The organism is Streptomyces ortus, from assembly GCF_026341275.1.
GTDB lineage: Bacteria > Actinomycetota > Actinomycetes > Streptomycetales > Streptomycetaceae > Streptomyces > Streptomyces ortus.
This window is the reverse complement of record NZ_JAIFZO010000002.1, coordinates 4826933-4845538: the sequence shown is the minus strand read 5'-3', so window position 1 is coordinate 4845538 and position 18606 is coordinate 4826933. Positions and strand designations below refer to the sequence as shown.

Genomic DNA, 18606 nt, shown 5'->3' with positions numbered 1-18606 from the left:
ACACCCCGTGGCCACACGGGTATGGGATTGTTCGTGGTTTCAGAACCAACACAGTGGACGCGAGCAACTGAGGACAAGCCCTCGGCCTATTAGTACCGGTCAGCTCCACCCCTTACAGGGCTTCCACATCCGGCCTATCAACCCAGTCGTCTACTGGGAGCCTTAACCAATCAAGTTGGTGGGAATACTCATCTCGAAGCAGGCTTCCCGCTTAGATGCTTTCAGCGGTTATCCCTCCCGAACGTAGCCAACCAGCCATGCCCTTGGCAGGACAACTGGCACACCAGAGGTTCGTCCGTCCCGGTCCTCTCGTACTAGGGACAGCCCTTCTCAATATTCCTACGCGCACAGCGGATAGGGACCGAACTGTCTCACGACGTTCTAAACCCAGCTCGCGTACCGCTTTAATGGGCGAACAGCCCAACCCTTGGGACCGACTCCAGCCCCAGGATGCGACGAGCCGACATCGAGGTGCCAAACCATCCCGTCGATATGGACTCTTGGGGAAGATCAGCCTGTTATCCCCGGGGTACCTTTTATCCGTTGAGCGACGGCGCTTCCACAAGCCACCGCCGGATCACTAGTCCCGACTTTCGTCCCTGCTCGACCCGTCGGTCTCACAGTCAAGCTCCCTTGTGCACTTACACTCAACACCTGATTGCCAACCAGGCTGAGGGAACCTTTGGGCGCCTCCGTTACTCTTTAGGAGGCAACCGCCCCAGTTAAACTACCCATCAGACACTGTCCCTGATCCGGATCACGGACCCAGGTTAGACATCCAGCACGACCAGACTGGTATTTCAACGACGACTCCACCCGAGCTGGCGCTCAAGCTTCACAGTCTCCCAGCTATCCTACACAAGCCGAACCGAACACCAATATCAAACTATAGTAAAGGTCCCGGGGTCTTTCCGTCCTGCTGCGCGAAACGAGCATCTTTACTCGTAGTGCAATTTCACCGGGCCTATGGTTGAGACAGTCGAGAAGTCGTTACGCCATTCGTGCAGGTCGGAACTTACCCGACAAGGAATTTCGCTACCTTAGGATGGTTATAGTTACCACCGCCGTTTACTGGCGCTTAAGTTCTCAGCTTCGCCAAACCGAAGTTTGACTAACCGGTCCCCTTAACGTTCCAGCACCGGGCAGGCGTCAGTCCGTATACATCGCCTTACGGCTTCGCACGGACCTGTGTTTTTAGTAAACAGTCGCTTCTCGCTGGTCTCTGCGGCCACCCCCAGCTCACCGAGTAAATCGGATCACCAGTGATGGCCCCCCTTCTCCCGAAGTTACGGGGGCATTTTGCCGAGTTCCTTAACCATAGTTCACCCGAACGCCTCGGTATTCTCTACCTGACCACCTGAGTCGGTTTAGGGTACGGGCCGCCATGAAACTCGCTAGAGGCTTTTCTCGACAGCATAGGATCATCCACTTCACCACAATCGGCTCGGCATCAGGTCTCAGACTTATGTGAACCGGATTTACCTGGATCACGTCCTACACCCTTACCCCGGGACAACCACCGCCCGGGCTGGACTACCTTCCTGCGTCACCCCATCACTCACCTACTACAGGTCTGGTCCGTCGGCTCCACCACTTTCCATTCCCCGAAGGGTCCGGAACGGCTTCACGGACTTAGCATCGCCTGGTTCGATGTTTGACGCTTCACAGCGGGTACCGGAATATCAACCGGTTATCCATCGACTACGCCTGTCGGCCTCGCCTTAGGTCCCGACTTACCCTGGGCAGATCAGCTTGACCCAGGAACCCTTAGTCAATCGGCGCACACGTTTCTCACGTGTGTATCGCTACTCATGCCTGCATTCTCACTCGTGAACCGTCCACCACTGCCTTCCGGCGCGGCTTCACCCGGCACACGACGCTCCCCTACCCATCCATACTCCCGTTGGGGATATGTGTATGAATGACACGACTTCGGCGGTACGCTTGAGCCCCGCTACATTGTCGGCGCGGAATCACTAGACCAGTGAGCTATTACGCACTCTTTCAAGGGTGGCTGCTTCTAAGCCAACCTCCTGGTTGTCTGTGCGACTCCACATCCTTTCCCACTTAGCGTACGCTTAGGGGCCTTAGTCGATGCTCTGGGCTGTTTCCCTCTCGACCATGGAGCTTATCCCCCACAGTCTCACTGCCGCGCTCTCACTTACCGGCATTCGGAGTTTGGCTAAGGTCAGTAACCCGGTAGGGCCCATCGCCTATCCAGTGCTCTACCTCCGGCAAGAAACACACGACGCTGCACCTAAATGCATTTCGGGGAGAACCAGCTATCACGGAGTTTGATTGGCCTTTCACCCCTAACCACAGGTCATCCCCCAGGTTTTCAACCCTGGTGGGTTCGGTCCTCCACGACCTCTTACAGCCGCTTCAACCTGCCCATGGCTAGATCACTCCGCTTCGGGTCTTGAGCGCGCTACTATACCGCCCTATTCGGACTCGCTTTCGCTACGGCTTCCCCACACGGGTTAACCTCGCAACACACCGCAAACTCGCAGGCTCATTCTTCAAAAGGCACGCAGTCACGACGCACCAAGTAAACTTGATGCGCGACGCTCCCACGGCTTGTAGGCACACGGTTTCAGGTACTATTTCACTCCGCTCCCGCGGTACTTTTCACCATTCCCTCACGGTACTATCCGCTATCGGTCACCAGGGAATATTTAGGCTTAGCGGGTGGTCCCGCCAGATTCACACGGGATTTCTCGGGCCCCGTGCTACTTGGGTGTCTCTCAAACGAGCCGTTGATGTTTCGACTACGGGGGTCTTACCCTCTACGCCGGACCTTTCGCATGTCCTTCGCCTACACCAACGGTTTCTGACTCGCCTCACAGCCGGCAGACTGTGAAAGAGAGATCCCACAACCCCGCATGCGCAACCCCTGCCGGGTCTCACACACATACGGTTTGGCCTCATCCGGTTTCGCTCGCCACTACTCCCGGAATCACGGTTGTTTTCTCTTCCTGCGGGTACTGAGATGTTTCACTTCCCCGCGTTCCCTCCACACACCCTATGTGTTCAGATGTGGGTGACAGCCCATGACGACTGCCGGGTTTCCCCATTCGGAAACCCCCGGATCAAAGCCTGGTTGACGGCTCCCCGGGGACTATCGTGGCCTCCCACGTCCTTCATCGGTTCCTGGTACCAAGGCATCCACCGTGCGCCCTTAAAAACTTGGCCACAGATGCTCGCGTCCACTGTGCAGTTCTCAAACAACGACCAACCACCCGTCACACACCACTTACGCGATGCTTTACCGGGGCCGGCACTGAAGATCCAGACTTGAAGTCCGTACCCTCAGACACCCAACAGCGTGCCCGACACTCTTCCCTCTCCTCATCGCTTTCCACGCCGAAGCAGTACTTGCGACCCAGAGCAGGTCAAGTGTGCCGAATAATCAACGTTCCACCCTTGAGCAACCACCGTCGAACGTATGCCGACGTAATGGCCCTGGACCACCAAACAAAAGCTTGGCGGCCTAGATGCTCCTTAGAAAGGAGGTGATCCAGCCGCACCTTCCGGTACGGCTACCTTGTTACGACTTCGTCCCAATCGCCAGTCCCACCTTCGACAGCTCCCTCCCCACAAGGGGGTTGGGCCACCGGCTTCGGGTGTTACCGACTTTCGTGACGTGACGGGCGGTGTGTACAAGGCCCGGGAACGTATTCACCGCAGCAATGCTGATCTGCGATTACTAGCAACTCCGACTTCATGGGGTCGAGTTGCAGACCCCAATCCGAACTGAGACAGGCTTTTTGAGATTCGCTCCACCTTGCGGTATCGCAGCTCATTGTACCTGCCATTGTAGCACGTGTGCAGCCCAAGACATAAGGGGCATGATGACTTGACGTCGTCCCCACCTTCCTCCGAGTTGACCCCGGCAGTCTCCTGTGAGTCCCCATCACCCCGAAGGGCATGCTGGCAACACAGAACAAGGGTTGCGCTCGTTGCGGGACTTAACCCAACATCTCACGACACGAGCTGACGACAGCCATGCACCACCTGTCACCCGACCACAAGGGGGGCACCATCTCTGATGCTTTCCGGGCGATGTCAAGCCTTGGTAAGGTTCTTCGCGTTGCGTCGAATTAAGCCACATGCTCCGCTGCTTGTGCGGGCCCCCGTCAATTCCTTTGAGTTTTAGCCTTGCGGCCGTACTCCCCAGGCGGGGAACTTAATGCGTTAGCTGCGGCACCGACGACGTGGAATGTCGCCAACACCTAGTTCCCACCGTTTACGGCGTGGACTACCAGGGTATCTAATCCTGTTCGCTCCCCACGCTTTCGCTCCTCAGCGTCAGTAATGGCCCAGAGATCCGCCTTCGCCACCGGTGTTCCTCCTGATATCTGCGCATTTCACCGCTACACCAGGAATTCCGATCTCCCCTACCACACTCTAGTCTGCCCGTATCGAATGCAGACCCGGGGTTAAGCCCCGGGCTTTCACATCCGACGCGACAGACCGCCTACGAGCTCTTTACGCCCAATAATTCCGGACAACGCTTGCGCCCTACGTATTACCGCGGCTGCTGGCACGTAGTTAGCCGGCGCTTCTTCTGCAGGTACCGTCACTTTCGCTTCTTCCCTGCTGAAAGAGGTTTACAACCCGAAGGCCGTCATCCCTCACGCGGCGTCGCTGCATCAGGCTTTCGCCCATTGTGCAATATTCCCCACTGCTGCCTCCCGTAGGAGTCTGGGCCGTGTCTCAGTCCCAGTGTGGCCGGTCGCCCTCTCAGGCCGGCTACCCGTCGTCGCCTTGGTGAGCCACTACCTCACCAACAAGCTGATAGGCCGCGGGCTCATCCTTCACCGCCAGAGCTTTCAACCCCCACAGATGCCTGCAGAAGTATCATCCGGTATTAGACCCCGTTTCCAGGGCTTGTCCCAGAGTGAAGGGCAGATTGCCCACGTGTTACTCACCCGTTCGCCACTAATCCCCACCGAAGTGGTTCATCGTTCGACTTGCATGTGTTAAGCACGCCGCCAGCGTTCGTCCTGAGCCAGGATCAAACTCTCCGTGAATGTTTTCCCGTAATCGGGATGACACCACGAGAGCGGAACCACCGGAGGAATAATCCGATGGTTCACAGCGTCCTCGCTGTGTTTACTTCAAAGGAACCTCGTCCCGACCTGATGGCCGGAGACGGGGTATCAACATATCTGGCGTTGATTTTTGGCACGCTGTTGAGTTCTCAAGGAACGGACGCTTCCTTTGTACTCACCCTCTCGGGCTTTCCTCCGGGCTTTTCCCTTCGGTCTTGCGTTTCCGACTCTATCAGACCGTTTCCGGTCCCGATTTCCTCGGCGCTTTCCAGGTTTTCGCTTTCGCGTTTCCCTTTCCGGCGATTCCGACTCTACCAGACCCTTTCAGGCCCGATTCCCAGTCGAAGTGGGGGTTGTCTTCCCGGCTGTTGGGCCGTTCCGACGAGTGAGACTTTAGCGGAATCCCGGCCCCCGAGCTAATCGGGGTTGCGCTCTCTCGAACGCGGATTCCTCATTTCGCAAACACGCATGAAAACGAACCGACGACGGGTCGTCGATCGCTGTGTGCTTGTTGCGGAATGTCTGTCCGGGGACCAACCGAAGTCGGCGCTCACGTCGGACAACTCGGAGAACACTACGTAGCGGGGAAGGGCGTGTCAACTCGGGTACAGGGACCACCCCTCAGGCGTACCCTCTGGGTCATGACTACGCACGCGTGCACCCAGCTGTGGTGGGCCGCCTGACGGCGGCCGTACCTACGCGTGTACTCAACGGCCGCCTCCTCGGCGGCCGTTTCTGTATCTCCGTCCTGGAGCGCCGGCCGGCGGTGGTGGCGGCCTCGACCAGGAGGTAGCGGGATGAAGCGGGTCTTCAGCGGGATCAAGCCGACCGGGCATCTGACGTTGGGCAACTACCTGGGGGCGATGCGGCGCTGGAGCGAGGTCGACCAGCACGAGGCCGACGCGTTGTTCTGTGTCGTCGACCTGCACGCGCTGACCGTGGACCACGATCCCGGGCGGGTGCGCAGGCTGAGCCGGCAGGCGGCCACCCTGTTGCTGGCCACCGGGCTCGATCCCCGGCTGTGCACCGTCTTCGTACAGAGTCATGTGGATGAGCACGCGCGGTTGTCGTATCTGCTGGAGTGCGTGGCCACGGACGGCGAGATGCGCCGGATGATCCAGTACAAGGAGAAGGCGGCGGCCGAGCGGGCGCGGGGCGGGAGTGTGCGGCTGTCGCTGCTCACGTATCCCGTGCTGATGGCGGCGGACATCCTGGCGTACGGGACCGACGAGGTGCCGGTGGGGGACGACCAGACCCAGCATGTGGAGCTGACGCGGGATCTCGCGGTGCGGTTCAACCAGCGGTACGGGCGGACGTTCGTGGTGCCTCGGACCACGCATCCCGAGGTGGCGGCGCGGGTCATGAATCTGCAGGATCCGACGTCGAAGATGGGGAAGTCCGACGACGTGGGGCCCGGAGTCGTCTATCTGCTCGACGAGCCCGAGACCGTGCGGAAGAAGATCATGCGGGCCGTCACGGACAGCGGGAGCGATGTCGTCCACGACCGGGAGGCCCGGCCCGGGGTCTCCAATCTGCTGGAGATCCTCGCGGCCTGTGAGGGTGGGGATCCGGAGGAACTGGCCGGTGCGTACGAGACGTACGGATCCCTGAAGAAGGAGACCGCCGAGGCCGTGGTGGAGCTCCTCAAACCCGTACAGCGGAGGCACCAGGAGCTGTGCGCCGATCCCTCGTACGTGGAAGGGGTGTTGCGCGAGGGTGCGGAGAGGGCGAGGGAGATGGCGCGGCCGAGGGTGGACGCGGCGTACCGGGCGATCGGGCTGCTGCCCGCGGGGTGACGCCGGGAGGGCGGTGCGGGGCGGGGCGCGGTGGAGTGGGCCGCCCCGCACCGTCGGGGTCTAGCTGTTGCCGGAGGCCAGTGCGCGGCTGCGGTCGCGGGCCGCTTCGAGGGCCGCGATGAGGGCGGCCCGTACGCCGTGGTTCTCCAGTTCGCGGATGGCGTTGATCGTGGTGCCCGCGGGGGACGTGACGTTCTCGCGGAGCTTCACGGGGTGCTCGCCGCTGTCGCGGAGCATCACGGCGGCGCCGATCGCGGACTGGACGATCAGGTCGTGCGCCTTGTCGCGGGGCAGGCCGAGCAGGATGCCGGCGTCCGTCATGGCCTCGACCAGGTAGAAGAAGTACGCCGGACCGGAGCCGGAGAGGGCGGTGCAGGCGTCCTGCTGGGACTCGGGGACGCGGAGCGTCTTGCCGACCGCGCCGAAGATCTCCTCGGCGTGCGCGAGGTGGGCGGCGGTGGCGTGGCTGCCCGCGGAGATGACGGACATGGCCTCGTCGACGAGGGCGGGGGTGTTCGTCATGACGCGGACGACGGGGGTGCGCTGGGCGAGACGTTCCTCGAAGAAGGAGGTGGGGATGCCCGCGGCGCCGCTGATGACCAGGCGGTCGGCGGGGACGTGCGGGGCGAGTTCGTCGAGGAGGGTACCCATGTCCTGGGGCTTGACCGTGAGGATCAGCGTGTCCGCCGTCTTGGCGGCCTCCTGATTGGTGACCGGGGTGACGCCGTGGCGTTCCTGGAGTTCCTGGGCGCGCTCGGGGCGGCGGGCCGTGACCAGGAGGTCGGCGGGGGCCCAGCCGGCCCGGATCATTCCGCTGAGCAGGGCCTCGCCGATCTTGCCGGTGCCGAGCACTGCGACTTTCTGGGTCATGTTCGGTTGCCCTCCGGGGGTGCGTCGTCCGGGGCCCATCCTCGCACCGGGGGCCCGGGGCGGGCCGCGCCGTCCGCTGGGCGGGACGCGGTCAGGCGGTGCGGCGGCGGAGGGTGGCCGCGCCCAGGGTCAGTACGAGGAGGGCGCAGGCGGCGACGATCAGGGCGTCCCGGACGAACGTGGCGGTGACGTCGGTGTGCTTGAGGACTTCGTTCATGCCGTCGACGGCGTACGACATGGGGAGGACGTTCGAGATGCCTTCGAGTACGGGGTGCATCTCGGAGCGCGGGGTGAACAGGCCGCAGAGGAGGAGCTGGGGGAAGATCACGGCCGGCATGAACTGGACGGCCTGGAACTCCGAGGACGCGAACGCCGAGACGAAGAGGCCGAGGGCGGTGCCGAGCAGGGCGTCGAGGAGCGCGACCAGGAGGAGCAGCCAGGCGGAGCCGGTGACGTCGAGGCCGAGGGCCCAGACGGCGAGGCCGGTGGCGAGGACGGACTGGACGACGGCAACCGCTCCGAACGCGAGGGCGTAGCCGGCGATGAGGTCGCCCTTGCCGAGGGGCATGGCGAGGAGGCGTTCCAGGGTGCCGGAGGTGCGTTCGCGCAGGGTGGCGATGGAGGTCACCAGGAACATCGTGATGAGGGGGAAGATGCCGAGCAGTGAGGCGCCGATGGAGTCGAAGGTGCGCGGACTGCCGTCGAAGACGTAGCGGAGCAGCAGGAGCATCAGACACGGGATGAGGATCATCAGCGCGATCGTGCGCGGGTCGTGGCGGAGCTGGCGCAGGACCCGGGTCGCGGTGGCGGTGGTGCGGGCGAGGTTGATCGCGTGCGGCTCGGGGTGCGTGGACGGGCTCTTACACGGGGCGGCGGTCGTGGTCGCTTCAGGGGTCGGCGGACGGGTCATCGGACGGACTCCTTGCGCGGCTGGTGGGGCTGGTCGGGCTGCTGGGAACGGTTGTCCGCGGCGGTGGCGATCGCCTCGTCGACCAGGTGGAGGAAGGCCGCTTCGACGGTGTCGGTTCCGGTACGGGTGCGCAGGGCGTCCGGGGTGTCGGCGGCGAGGATCTCGCCCTCGCGCATCAGGAGCAGGCGGTGGCAGCGCTCGGCCTCGTCCATGACGTGGGAGGAGACGAGGAGGGTGGCGCCCCGGTCGGCGGCGATGGTGTGGAAGAGCTGCCAGAGGTCGCGGCGGAGTACGGGGTCGAGGCCGACCGTGGGTTCGTCGAGGACGAGGAGTTCCGGGGTGCCGAGGAGGGCCACGGCGAGGGAGACGCGGCTGCGCTGGCCGCCGGAGAGGTTGCCCGCGAGGGCGTCGGCGTGGGAGGCGAGGTCCACGTCGGCGATGGCGTGCTCGACGTTCTCGCGGCGGCGGTCGGCGGCGGTGCGGCCGGGATCGAGGATCGCGGCGAAGTAGTCCAGGTTCTGGCGGACCGACAGGTCGTCGTAGACGGAGGGTGCCTGGGTGACGTAGCCGATGCGGGAGCGGAGTGCGGCGTGGCCCGCCGGGAGGCCGAGGACGTCCAGGGTGCCGGTGACCTTGGCCTGGGTACCGGCGATCGACCTCATCAGGGTGGATTTGCCGCAGCCGGAGGGGCCGAGCAGGCCGGTGATCCGGCCGCGGGGGATGTCGAAGTCGAGGCCGCGCAGGACTTGGCGGGGGCCTCGGACGACGGTGAGGCCGGCGGCGTGGACGGCTGGGCCGGGGTGGTGGGGGGGGGGGGGTGCGGGGGCAGGGGCGCCGGACGCATTATTCATCATGTGATGAATAATGCGCCTGAGTGGGCACCTCGTCAAGCAGTCGGGGCGACGACGGGGATGGCCTGGTAGTCCTCCTCTACCTGGCCGTCCGGGGGCGGCGGCGGGCCGTTTCGTACTCGGTGCGGTGCAGGGCCTCGCCCGGCGCCTCCGTCAGCGAGCGGAGGAAGTAGGCCGCGAGGGCGCCCACGAAACCGATGGTCAGCAGCCCCCGCAGAGCGGACTGGCTGTCCGGATCCGGACGCCTCGCATAGCCCGCCCAGGTGTGGCGGAACGCGAGGGCGCTGCAGACGGCGGACATCACCACCACCAGTGCGGTGACGAAACCGCCCACGGCCGCGATCTCCAGCCCCTCGTACGCGAAGCGCAGCACCAGACAACTCACCGCGATCGCAACGAGCGAACCGGCGGTCACGGCGGCGCGGCGGACCGCGTAGCCGCCGTCGTGGTTCACCCAGGTCACCGCGAAGAAGCGGATCGGCTCGGGGTGGGGGCCCGTGGTGCTTGCGCCGCCTGCGGGGGTCGCGGGGGTTGCGGAGGGCATGGCTGGTTTGGCTGGTTTGACTGGTTTGTCGCTCACAGGTTGATTATCGCCTCGGCCGGCGGCCCACCGGGTTTGCGGCCGAGGCGACGATCGGCCTGTGCGTCAGGCGCAGCGTGATGCCACGTAACCGTCGCTGCCCGTGTGCACGTACGCGTCGGAGACGTACTCCCCGACCTCGATGTTGTCCCAGATCTTCGTCGTCCCGTAGGGACCGCTGATCGTCTCCCCCGGGCGCTGGCAGAAGATCGGCACCCTGGAGCCCGGCGCCAGCGTGCGGATCAGGCGGTACTGGGTGCCGGGGCCGCTGCGGACGTTCAGGGTGTGGCCGGGTGCGATCGAGTAGAGCGCCTGGGCCGCTACCGCCGCGGCTGCCCGGGCCGCCTCGCTCACCGCGTTCCCCTCGACCGCCTCGGCCGCCTCGGCCGCTTCGGGCTCGGTGGCTTCTCTGGCCTCTTCGACTGCCATCTGTGTCTCCCCGTTGGATGTGGTGCACGCGTTGTCTCGAATGTGGTGTCTCGAAACGCTGTCCTTGCTTTGTGCACGCGGAGGCTAGCAAGCCGCGTGGGTCTCGTACGAACCATCGACTAGGCTCCGTGCGTCGCGCGTGCGTACGCAATTCACGGGGGTGGACGATGCCGCCAAGACGCATCGCCGGATCGGCTGCCGGGTCGGATCCAGAAGCGGAACTTCCCGAGTACGCAGGGCAGTACCGCCTTGAGTCGCGCCTCGGCTCGGGCGGCATGGGCGTGGTCCATCTGGCCCGCTCGGCGTCGGGACTGCGGCTCGCGGTGAAGGTCATCAACGTCGAGTTCGCCAGGGACGCGGAGTTCAGAGGGCGGTTCAAGCAGGAGGTGGCTGCCGCGCGGCGGGTCAGCGGTGCGTTCACCGCGCCCGTCGTGGACGCCGACCCCGAGGCGGACCGGCCCTGGATGGCCACCCTCTTCATTCCGGGACCGACGCTCGCGGAGCACGTGAAGCGGAACGGTTCGCTGTCGTCCGCGCAGTTGCGTCAGGTGATGGCCGGGCTCGCAGAGGCGTTGCGCGACATCCACCGTGCCGGTGTGGTGCACCGCGACCTCAAGCCGAGCAACGTCCTTCTCGCCGAGGACGGCCCCAAGGTCATCGACTTCGGTATCTCGCGGCCGTCGGACAGCGAACTGCGCACGGAGACGGGCAAGTTGATCGGCACTCCGCCCTTCATGGCCCCCGAGCAGTTCCGCCGCCCGCGCGAGGTGGGACCGGCCGCCGACATCTTCGCGCTCGGGTCCGTCCTGGTGCACGCGGCGACCGGGCGCGGGCCCTTCGACTCCGACAGTCCCTATGTCGTGGCCTACCAGGTGGTGCACGACGAACCGGATCTGACGGACGTCCCCGACGACCTGGCTCCGCTGATCGCCCGCTGCCTCGCCAAGGAACCCGGCGAACGGCCGACGCCCGACGAGCTCATGGCCGAACTGCGGCATGTCTCGTCCCTCTACGACACGCAGGCCTTCATACCGGCACAGCGCGCGGCGGAGACGGCGGAGACGGCGGCGGAGCCCTCGGCGGGCATACCCGCGCCTTCGGCGGAAGCCGTGGCCGACTCCCGCGACCGTACGACTCACGTGCGCGGCAAGCTGCGTACGCCTGCGGGATCCGACGGCTCGGATACAGGCGCGGATCCGAAGCCGGGGGCGGATCCGAAGCCGGGGACGGATCGGAGGCCGGGTTCGGGGCGTTTCCGGCGCCGGGGCGTTCTCGTCGGCGCGTTCGGGGGCGTGGTCGCGCTCGCGGTCGGTGGTGCGCTGCTGGCCGGGCTGCCGGGTGACGACGGTTCCGGACGGCGACCGGGCTCGGGAGCGGGTGGCACGGGCGCGTCCGCCGGGGAGGCGTTCCGGCCGTGGGTCACGAAGGTGGGTACGGGCCGGGACGCCATGGCCAAGTGCACGTACGGCGGTGGAGCCCTGCTCTGTGCCGGTCCCGGTGTACTCGCCGGCGCCCTCGGCCCGCGGGACGGAAAGGCGCGGTGGACACGCCCGGCGAAGAACGGGGAGGACGGTCAGGTCTCCGCGCCCGTCCTGTCCGGCGGCCTCGTGCACACGGTCACCGCGGCCGGCGGGCAGTTGGTCGCCCTCGACCCTGACACGGGCCGAACCCGCTGGAAGCTGGACACCGCGGCGTACGGGGGCGGTGCGCGGTACGCGGGCGACACCGTGCTGCTGACCGCGGGCGACGGCACGGTCACCGGCATCGACGGACGGACCGGGGAGCGGCTCTGGCAGGGCCGCCCGGCCGGCGGGGCCCAGCCCGCCTTCGCGTACTTCGGCGGCGAACTCGCGTACGCGACGACGCTGACGCCCGACGGTACGGGCACGCGGGTGATCGCGGTGGATCCACGGACCGGGGACGTGCGCTGGCGGCACCGCCTCGACGGGCTGCTCACCCCGGTCGGTACGCGCAGGGGCACTCTCTGGCTGACCGCCGTGAACGCGTCCCAGGAGACACGGAGCATCGTCGGCTACACACCGGACGGCACGTCGGACGGTGGGAAGGAGCAGCGGATTCCGCTCGACCTGCCGCTGCCGTCCGCCTCGGCCGCCCTGCACGGTGACGCGGTCTATTTACTGGCCGCGGGAGGCGCGCTGGTGGCCGTCGACATCGAGGCGGGCAAGCAGCGCTGGCGTCGTGAGACCTCGGTCAGCAGGGCCTCGGCGCCGGCCGCCGACGACCGGAACGTGTACGTCAGCGCCCCGGACGGACGGCTGCTCGCGGCCGATGTGCGTACCGGCAGGCTCGTGGGGCAGACCCCGACCCGGCTCGGCGACGACGGCGAACGGGTCGTGGCCGAGGTGCTCGCGCCCATGGTCGTGGGCGACCGGGTCTACGCGAGCGCGCCCGACGGCAGCGTCTTCGGCGTCGACGCCCGCAGGCCCGCCGACTGGTGAACCCCGTGAACGGCGAACCCGCCCGGTGGTGAGAACCGGGCGGGTTCGGACGCGCCGGGAGATCCGGCGAAGGCGTCGGGCTAGGGCTGATGGATCTCCGCGGCGTCGCGACGCCCGGCACCCACGGAGATCCATCAGAAACGCCCTAGCCGAGCAGCGAGACGTCCCGGACCGCGCCGCGGTCCGCGCTGGTCGCCATCGCGGCGTACGCGCGCAGGGCGGCCGAGACCTTGCGTTCGCGGGCGACCGGGGCGTACACGCCCTTGAGTGCCTCGCGGCGCTCGGCCAGTTCCTCGTCGGAGACCAGCAGCTCGATGCTGCGGTTCGGGATGTCGATGCGGACGCGGTCGCCGTCCCGGACGAGGGCGATCGTGCCGCCGGACGCCGCCTCGGGCGAGGCGTGGCCGATGGACAGGCCCGAGGTGCCGCCGGAGAAGCGTCCGTCGGTGATCAGGGCGCAGGTCTTGCCCAGGCCCCGGCCCTTGAGGAACGACGTCGGGTAGAGCATCTCCTGCATACCGGGGCCGCCCTTGGGGCCCTCGTAGCGGATGACGACGACGTCGCCGTGCGTGATCTCCTTCTTGAGGATCTTGTCGACGGCCTCCTCCTGCGACTCGCAGACGACCGCCGGGCCCTCGAAGGTCCAGATCGACTCGTCCACGCCCGCCGTCTTCACGACACAGCCGTCGACGGCGAGGTTGCCCTTCAGGACCGCGAGGCCACCGTCCTTGGAGTACGCGTGTTCCGCCGAGCGGATGCAGCCGCCCTCCGCGTCCTCGTCGAGGGCGGCCCAGCGCTCGGACTGGGAGAAGGCCTCGGACGAGCGGACGCCGCCGGGCGCCGCGAACCACAGCTCCAGGGCCTCCGGGGAGGGGGAGCCGCCGCGGACGTCCCAGGTCTTGAGCCAGTCGGCGAGGGACGGGCTGTGCACCGAGTGCACGTCCTCGTTCAGCAGGCCGGCGCGGTGGAGTTCGCCGAGCAGGGCGGGGATGCCGCCGGCCCGGTGCACGTCCTCCATGTAGTACGTGCGGTCCTTCGCCACGTTCGGGGCGACCTTGGCGAGGCAGGGCACGCGGCGCGAGACGGCGTTGATCTCGTCCAGGCCGAACGGGACGCCCGCCTCCTCGGCAGCGGCCAGCAGGTGCAGGATCGTGTTGGTCGAGCCGCCCATGGCGATGTCGAGGGCCATGGCGTTCTCGAAGGCCGCGAACGTGGCGACGTTGCGCGGCAGGACCGACTCGTCGTCCTGCTCGTAGTGGCGGCGGGTGATGTCCATGACCGTGCGGGCCGCGTCCTCGTACAGGCCCTTGCGGGCCGTGTGCGTGGCGAGGACCGAGCCGTTGCCGGGGAGGGAGAGGCCGATGGCCTCGGTCAGGCAGTTCATGGAGTTGGCCGTGAACATGCCCGAACACGAACCGCAGGTCGGACAGGCGTTCTCCTCGATACGGAGGATGTCCTCGTCCGAGATGTTGTCGTTCACGGCGTCGGAGATCGCGTCGACCAGGTCGAGCGTGCGGACCGAGCCGTCGACCAGCGTGGCGCGGCCGGACTCCATGGGGCCGCCGGAGACGAAGACCGTCGGGATGTTCAGGCGCAGGGCCGCCATCAGCATGCCGGGCGTGATCTTGTCGCAGTTCGAGATGCAGATCAGGGCGTCGGCGCAGTGGGCCTCCACCATGTACTCCACGCTGTCCGCGATCAGGTCGCGGGAGGGGAGGCTGTAGAGCATGCCGCCGTGGCCCATCGCGATGCCGTCGTCGACGGCGATCGTGTTGAACTCGCGCGGGATGCCGCCCGCCGCCGTGATGGCCTCGCTCACGATCCGGCCGACCGGCTGGAGGTGGGTGTGGCCGGGCACGAACTCCGTGAAGGAGTTGGCGACCGCGATGATCGGCTTACGGCCGATGTCCGCGCCCGGTACACCGGAGGCGCGCATAAGGGCGCGGGCGCCCGCCATGTTGCGTCCGTGGGTGACTGTGCGGGACCTCAGCTCGGGCATGGCCGCTCGCTCCTTCGGAGAGTGTTGACTGCTGTCGAGCGTACGCCCGGCATCCAGGGTTCGGACGGGGTGTCCGGTATGCGGGATTGTCGTCTCGGGTTCCGGGTGTTCAGGGTCCGGGTGCTCGGGTTTCGGGTGTCGGCCGTACGGGACTGGGCGCGCCCCTGATCAGGGGGCTGTCAGGTGGGACTGGATCACCGGGGAGACCCGGTCGATGATCTGTTCCGGGGCGGCGGAGGCGAGGGGTTCCACCTTGATCACGTACCGCAGCATCGCGATGCCCACGAGTTGCGCGGCAGCCAGTTCCGCGCGCAGTTCGGCGTCCGGGAGGTCCAGCTGGAGGGCGATTCTGCGCAGCAGCTGGGTGGAGATCAGGCGGCGGAAGACACCGGCCGCGGTCTCGTTGTTCACCGCCGAGCGGACGATCGCGAGCAGGGCCTTGCGGGTGGCCGGGTTCTCCCAGACGCCGAAGAAGAAGCGGGCCAGCCGCTCGCCCACGCCGTCGAGGGGGCCTTCACCGACCGAGTCGGGCGCGCTCAGGAGGGGGCCGACGACGACCGCGATGGACGCCTCGAAAACCTGCTCCTTCGTACCGAAGTAGTGATGTACGAGCGCCGAGTCCACGTCCGCCGCCTTCGCGATGGCGCGCATGGAGGTCTTCTCGAAGCCCCGTTCCGCGAACTCCTCGCGGGCCGCCGCCAGGATGCGGTCGCGGGCCGCGGGGGCGTCCTGTGCGTCCGTACGGGAGGGGCGTCCGCGGCGTCGCGGGGCGGGGGCGGCGGCGCTCATGTACGCGGGACCCGGACCGCCGAGGCCAGGTGGAGGCGGGTGAAGGCCAGCGCCTCCGCGAGATCCGCCTCCCGCTCGGCGCCCGACATGGCGCGGCGGGTGTTGACCTCGATGACGACGTGGCCGTCGTAGCCGGACAGGGCGAGCCGTTCGAGCAGTTCGGCGCAGGGCTGGGTGCCGCGGCCGGGGACCAGGTGCTCGTCCTTGAGGGAGCCGCTGCCGTCGGCGAGATGGACATGGCCGAGGCGGTCGCTCATGCGGTCGACCATCTGGAGCGCGTCGGTGCGGGCCGTCGCGGTGTGGCTCAGATCGATCGTGAAGTGCCGGTAGTCGTCCTTCGTCACGTCCCAGTCGGGTGCGTACGCGAGCATCTCGCGATCGCGGTAGCGCCAGGGGTACATGTTTTCGACGGCGAATCGTACGTCCGTCTCGTTGGCCATCTGCCAGATTCCGGTGACGAAGTCACGGGAGTACTGGCGCTGCCAGCGGAACGGGGGGTGGACGACGACCGTGCTCGCCCCGAGCTTCTCGGCTGCCGCGCGGGCGCGCTGGAGTTTGATCCACGGGTCGGTGGACCATACGCGCTGGGTGATGAGCAGGCAGGGGGCGTGTACGGCGAGGATCGGGATCCGGTGGTAGTCGCTGAGGCGGCGCAGGGCTTCGATGTCCTGGCTGACGGGGTCGGTCCACACCATCACCTCGACGCCGTCGTAGCCGAGGCGTGCGGCGATCTCGAAGGCCGTCGCCGTCGACTCCGGATAGACGGAGGCCGTGGACAGGGCGACCTTCGCATCCGGGATGCGCACGACTGGTTCTGCCACGGGGACAGGTTACGGGGTGGGTCCGTCGGTGGGGCGGGCGGGGTTGTTTGGCCGGGCGGCGGGGGTGGGGTGGGCGCGGCTGGGCCGGCGCGGGGGTTTGCTGCAATTGTTCCCCGCGCCCCTTGCGGGCTAGGGTGGGGGGCATTTGGTCCAGGGTTCGGAGGATTATTCCCTCCCTCAGGGCCCAGGGGCAGATTTCCAGCGTTTCTACTTCGAAGAGGTCCATCGCCCCCTCCGCCACCACCGCGCCGGCCAGGAGCTGGCCCGCGCGGCCCTCGGAGACGCCGGGGAGTTCCGCGCGCTCGGCGGTCGTCATGGAGGCCAGGCGCGGGACCCAGTCCTCCAGCGACCGGCGCTTGAGCTCGCGCTGGACGTACAGGCCCTCGACCGAGCGGGCGGCACCGGTCAGCCGGGCGAGCTGCTTGAACGTCTTGGAGGTGGCGACCACATGGTCGGGCGCCCCGAACCGGCTGAACTCCCCGACCGTACGGGCGATCTGGGCCCGCACATGGCGCCGCAGAGCCCGCACGTCCGCCGGGTCCGCCGGGTCGCTCGGCAGCCAGCCCGCGGTCAGCCGCCCCGCGCCCAACGGCAGCGAGGCCGTCGCGTCGGGCTCCTCGTCTATCCCGTACGCGATCTCCAGCGAACCGCCGCCGATGTCCAGGACGAGCAGTTTCCCGGCCGACCAGCCGAACCAGCGGCGGGCGGCGAGGAAGGTGAGCCGGGCCTCCTCCGCGCCGGTGAGGACCTGCAGCTCCACCCCGGTCTCTTCGCGCACCCGGGCCAGCACCTCGTCGGCGTTGCTGGCCTCACGCACCGCCGAGGTCGCGAACGGCAGCAGATCCTCGACGCCCTTGTCCTCGGCGGCCTCCAGCGCCTCCTGGATGACGGCGACCAGTTTGTCGACGCCCTCGGCGTCGATCGCGCCGCTGTCGTCCAGAAGTTGGGCGAGCCGCAGCTCCGCCTTGTGCGAATGCGCGGGCAGCGGGCGCGCGCCGGGGTGTGCGTCCACCACCAGCAGGTGCACCGTGTTCGAACCCACGTCCAGGACACCGAGTCTCATGTACGGCACGCTACTGCGCCCGGCCCGTCCGGCCGTCCCCAGAGTGGTCGTGAGCGACTTACTCTGGACTGGTGCCAAAGACGAAAAAGGCGAAGAGCGACAAATCGGCCGAGGATTCCGCCGCGGGGCCCGCGAAGGACTCGCTTCGGGTGAAGCCGTCCAAGCCCGGAAAGCTTCCGAAGGCCCCCAAGACCCCGAGGGCCCCCAAGGGCGATGAGAAGGGGCTCGACTTCGCGCGTGCGTGGGTGGAGTTCCCGGATCCGGCCGACGACGAGCAGGTCTTCCGCTGCGATCTGACATGGCTGACCTCTCGCTGGAACTGCGTCTTCGGAAGCGGCTGCCAGGGGATCCAGGCGGGCCGGGCGGACGACGGATGCTGCACGCTGGGTGCCCACTTCTCGGACGAGGACGACGAGAAGCGCGTGTCGGACCACGTGGCGAGGCTCACGCCGGACATCTGGCAGCACCACGACGTGGGGACCACGACCGGCTGGGTCTCGCAGGACGAGGACGGGGACCGGCAGACGCGCCCCTACGAGGGGTCCTGCATCTTCCAGAACCGCCCCGGTTTCGCCGGCGGCATGGGCTGCTCGCTGCACATCCTGGCCGTCAAGGAGGGCCGCGAGCCCCTGGAGACCAAGCCGGACGTCTGCTGGCAGCTGCCGGTCCGGCGGACGTACGAGTGGATCGACCGGCCCGACGACACGCGGGTGCTGCAGGTCTCGATCGGCGAGTACGACCGCCGCGGGTGGGGTCCCGGCGGGCACGACCTGCACTGGTGGTGCACGTCGGCGACGTCCGCCCACGGCGCGGGGGACCCGGTCTACGTCTCGTACCGCCCGGAACTGATCGAGCTGATGGGCAAGTCGGGCTACGACCGGCTGGTGGACCTGTGCGAGGAGCGCCTGGCCTCCCAGCTCCCCCTCCTGGCCCCTCACCCGGCTGACCCGCCCCGCCTCCCGTAGGGGCAGCGTGCGGGTCCCGT

At 67.0% G+C, this 18606-nt stretch carries 11 protein-coding genes, 2 rRNA genes and 1 pseudogene; 3 read left to right on the top strand and 11 right to left on the bottom strand.

Features of this window, described 5'->3' with window-relative positions; genetic code table 11:
- Positions 1-69: 69 nt before the first annotated feature.
- Positions 70-3192, bottom strand: a 23S ribosomal RNA gene (locus K3769_RS24760).
- 313 nt (positions 3193-3505) lie between these two features.
- Positions 3506-5033: ribosomal RNA gene (locus K3769_RS24755) — 16S ribosomal RNA — on the bottom strand.
- Together the 16S and 23S rRNA genes form the textbook arrangement of a ribosomal RNA operon.
- 818 nt (positions 5034-5851) lie before the next feature.
- On the opposite strand from K3769_RS24755, the gene trpS reads away from it, so the two are divergent.
- A complete protein-coding gene (gene trpS, locus K3769_RS24750; protein ID WP_267028532.1) occupies positions 5852-6850 on the top strand; it encodes a tryptophan--tRNA ligase in 999 nt (332 codons plus the stop codon).
- Positions 6851-6910: 60 nt separating this feature from the next.
- Here trpS and proC read toward each other — a convergent pair whose 3' ends face one another.
- The 5 genes from proC to K3769_RS24725 form a co-directional block, all read right to left on the bottom strand.
- A complete protein-coding gene (proC, locus tag K3769_RS24745; RefSeq protein WP_210881848.1) occupies positions 6911-7720 on the bottom strand; it encodes a pyrroline-5-carboxylate reductase in 810 nt (269 codons plus the stop codon).
- A 91-nt stretch (positions 7721-7811) separates the two neighbouring features.
- A complete protein-coding gene (locus K3769_RS24740) occupies positions 7812-8630 on the bottom strand; it encodes an ABC transporter permease (RefSeq protein ID WP_267028531.1) in 819 nt (272 codons plus the stop codon).
- Positions 8627-9484: an ABC transporter ATP-binding protein gene (locus tag K3769_RS24735; protein WP_372515026.1), complete on the bottom strand. Its 858-nt coding sequence runs from the start codon at positions 9482-9484 to the stop codon at positions 8627-8629. The genes K3769_RS24740 and K3769_RS24735 overlap by 4 nt, the downstream gene beginning before the upstream one ends.
- A 76-nt stretch (positions 9485-9560) precedes the next feature.
- Positions 9561-10025, bottom strand: a complete 465-nt coding sequence (locus K3769_RS24730; RefSeq protein WP_267028530.1) for an EamA/RhaT family transporter — start codon at positions 10023-10025, stop codon at positions 9561-9563.
- 102 nt (positions 10026-10127) lie between these two features.
- On the bottom strand, positions 10128-10490 hold the full coding sequence (locus K3769_RS24725; protein ID WP_267028529.1) for an SH3 domain-containing protein: 363 nt from the start codon (positions 10488-10490) through the stop codon (positions 10128-10130).
- A 167-nt stretch (positions 10491-10657) separates the two neighbouring features.
- Between K3769_RS24725 and K3769_RS24720 the strand changes: the two genes are divergently transcribed.
- Positions 10658-12949, top strand: a complete 2292-nt coding sequence (locus K3769_RS24720) for a serine/threonine-protein kinase (RefSeq protein ID WP_267028528.1) — start codon at positions 10658-10660, stop codon at positions 12947-12949.
- Between the two features lie 145 nt (positions 12950-13094).
- Here the strand turns inward: K3769_RS24720 and ilvD are convergent, their stop codons facing one another.
- The 4 genes and pseudogenes from ilvD to K3769_RS24700 all read right to left on the bottom strand — a co-directional run.
- On the bottom strand, positions 13095-14948 hold the full coding sequence (ilvD, locus tag K3769_RS24715; RefSeq protein ID WP_267028527.1) for a dihydroxy-acid dehydratase: 1854 nt from the start codon (positions 14946-14948) through the stop codon (positions 13095-13097).
- A gap of 168 nt (positions 14949-15116) precedes the next feature.
- Positions 15117-15737: a TetR/AcrR family transcriptional regulator gene (locus K3769_RS24710; RefSeq protein WP_267028526.1), complete on the bottom strand. Its 621-nt coding sequence runs from the start codon at positions 15735-15737 to the stop codon at positions 15117-15119.
- On the bottom strand, positions 15734-16558 hold the full coding sequence (locus K3769_RS24705; protein ID WP_267028525.1) for a sugar phosphate isomerase/epimerase family protein: 825 nt from the start codon (positions 16556-16558) through the stop codon (positions 15734-15736). Before K3769_RS24705 ends, K3769_RS24710 begins: the two co-directional genes overlap by 4 nt.
- A gap of 139 nt (positions 16559-16697) precedes the next feature.
- Positions 16698-17621 (bottom strand): annotated as a pseudogene (locus tag K3769_RS24700) (Ppx/GppA family phosphatase); the annotation flags it as partial.
- Positions 17622-17692: 71 nt separating this feature from the next.
- Between K3769_RS24700 and K3769_RS24695 the strand changes: the two are divergent.
- Entirely contained in the window at positions 17693-18586 is an 894-nt protein-coding gene (locus tag K3769_RS24695) for a DUF3109 family protein (RefSeq protein ID WP_267028524.1), read from the top strand.
- Positions 18587-18606 lie beyond the last annotated feature (20 nt).

Coding starts and splice junctions, on each gene's coding strand:
- trpS (WP_267028532.1), top strand. CDS start 5,852: ATGAAGCGGGTCTTCAGCGGGATCAAGCCGACCGGGCATCTGACGTTG.
- proC (WP_210881848.1), bottom strand. CDS start 7,720: ATGACCCAGAAAGTCGCAGTGCTCGGCACCGGCAAGATCGGCGAGGCC.
- K3769_RS24740 (WP_267028531.1), bottom strand. CDS start 8,630: ATGACCCGTCCGCCGACCCCTGAAGCGACCACGACCGCCGCCCCGTGT.
- K3769_RS24735 (WP_372515026.1), bottom strand. CDS start 9,484: ATGATGAATAATGCGTCCGGCGCCCCTGCCCCCGCACCCCCCCCCCCC.
- K3769_RS24730 (WP_267028530.1), bottom strand. CDS start 10,025: ATGCCCTCCGCAACCCCCGCGACCCCCGCAGGCGGCGCAAGCACCACG.
- K3769_RS24725 (WP_267028529.1), bottom strand. CDS start 10,490: ATGGCAGTCGAAGAGGCCAGAGAAGCCACCGAGCCCGAAGCGGCCGAG.
- K3769_RS24720 (WP_267028528.1), top strand. CDS start 10,658: ATGCCGCCAAGACGCATCGCCGGATCGGCTGCCGGGTCGGATCCAGAA.
- ilvD (WP_267028527.1), bottom strand. CDS start 14,948: ATGCCCGAGCTGAGGTCCCGCACAGTCACCCACGGACGCAACATGGCG.
- K3769_RS24710 (WP_267028526.1), bottom strand. CDS start 15,737: ATGAGCGCCGCCGCCCCCGCCCCGCGACGCCGCGGACGCCCCTCCCGT.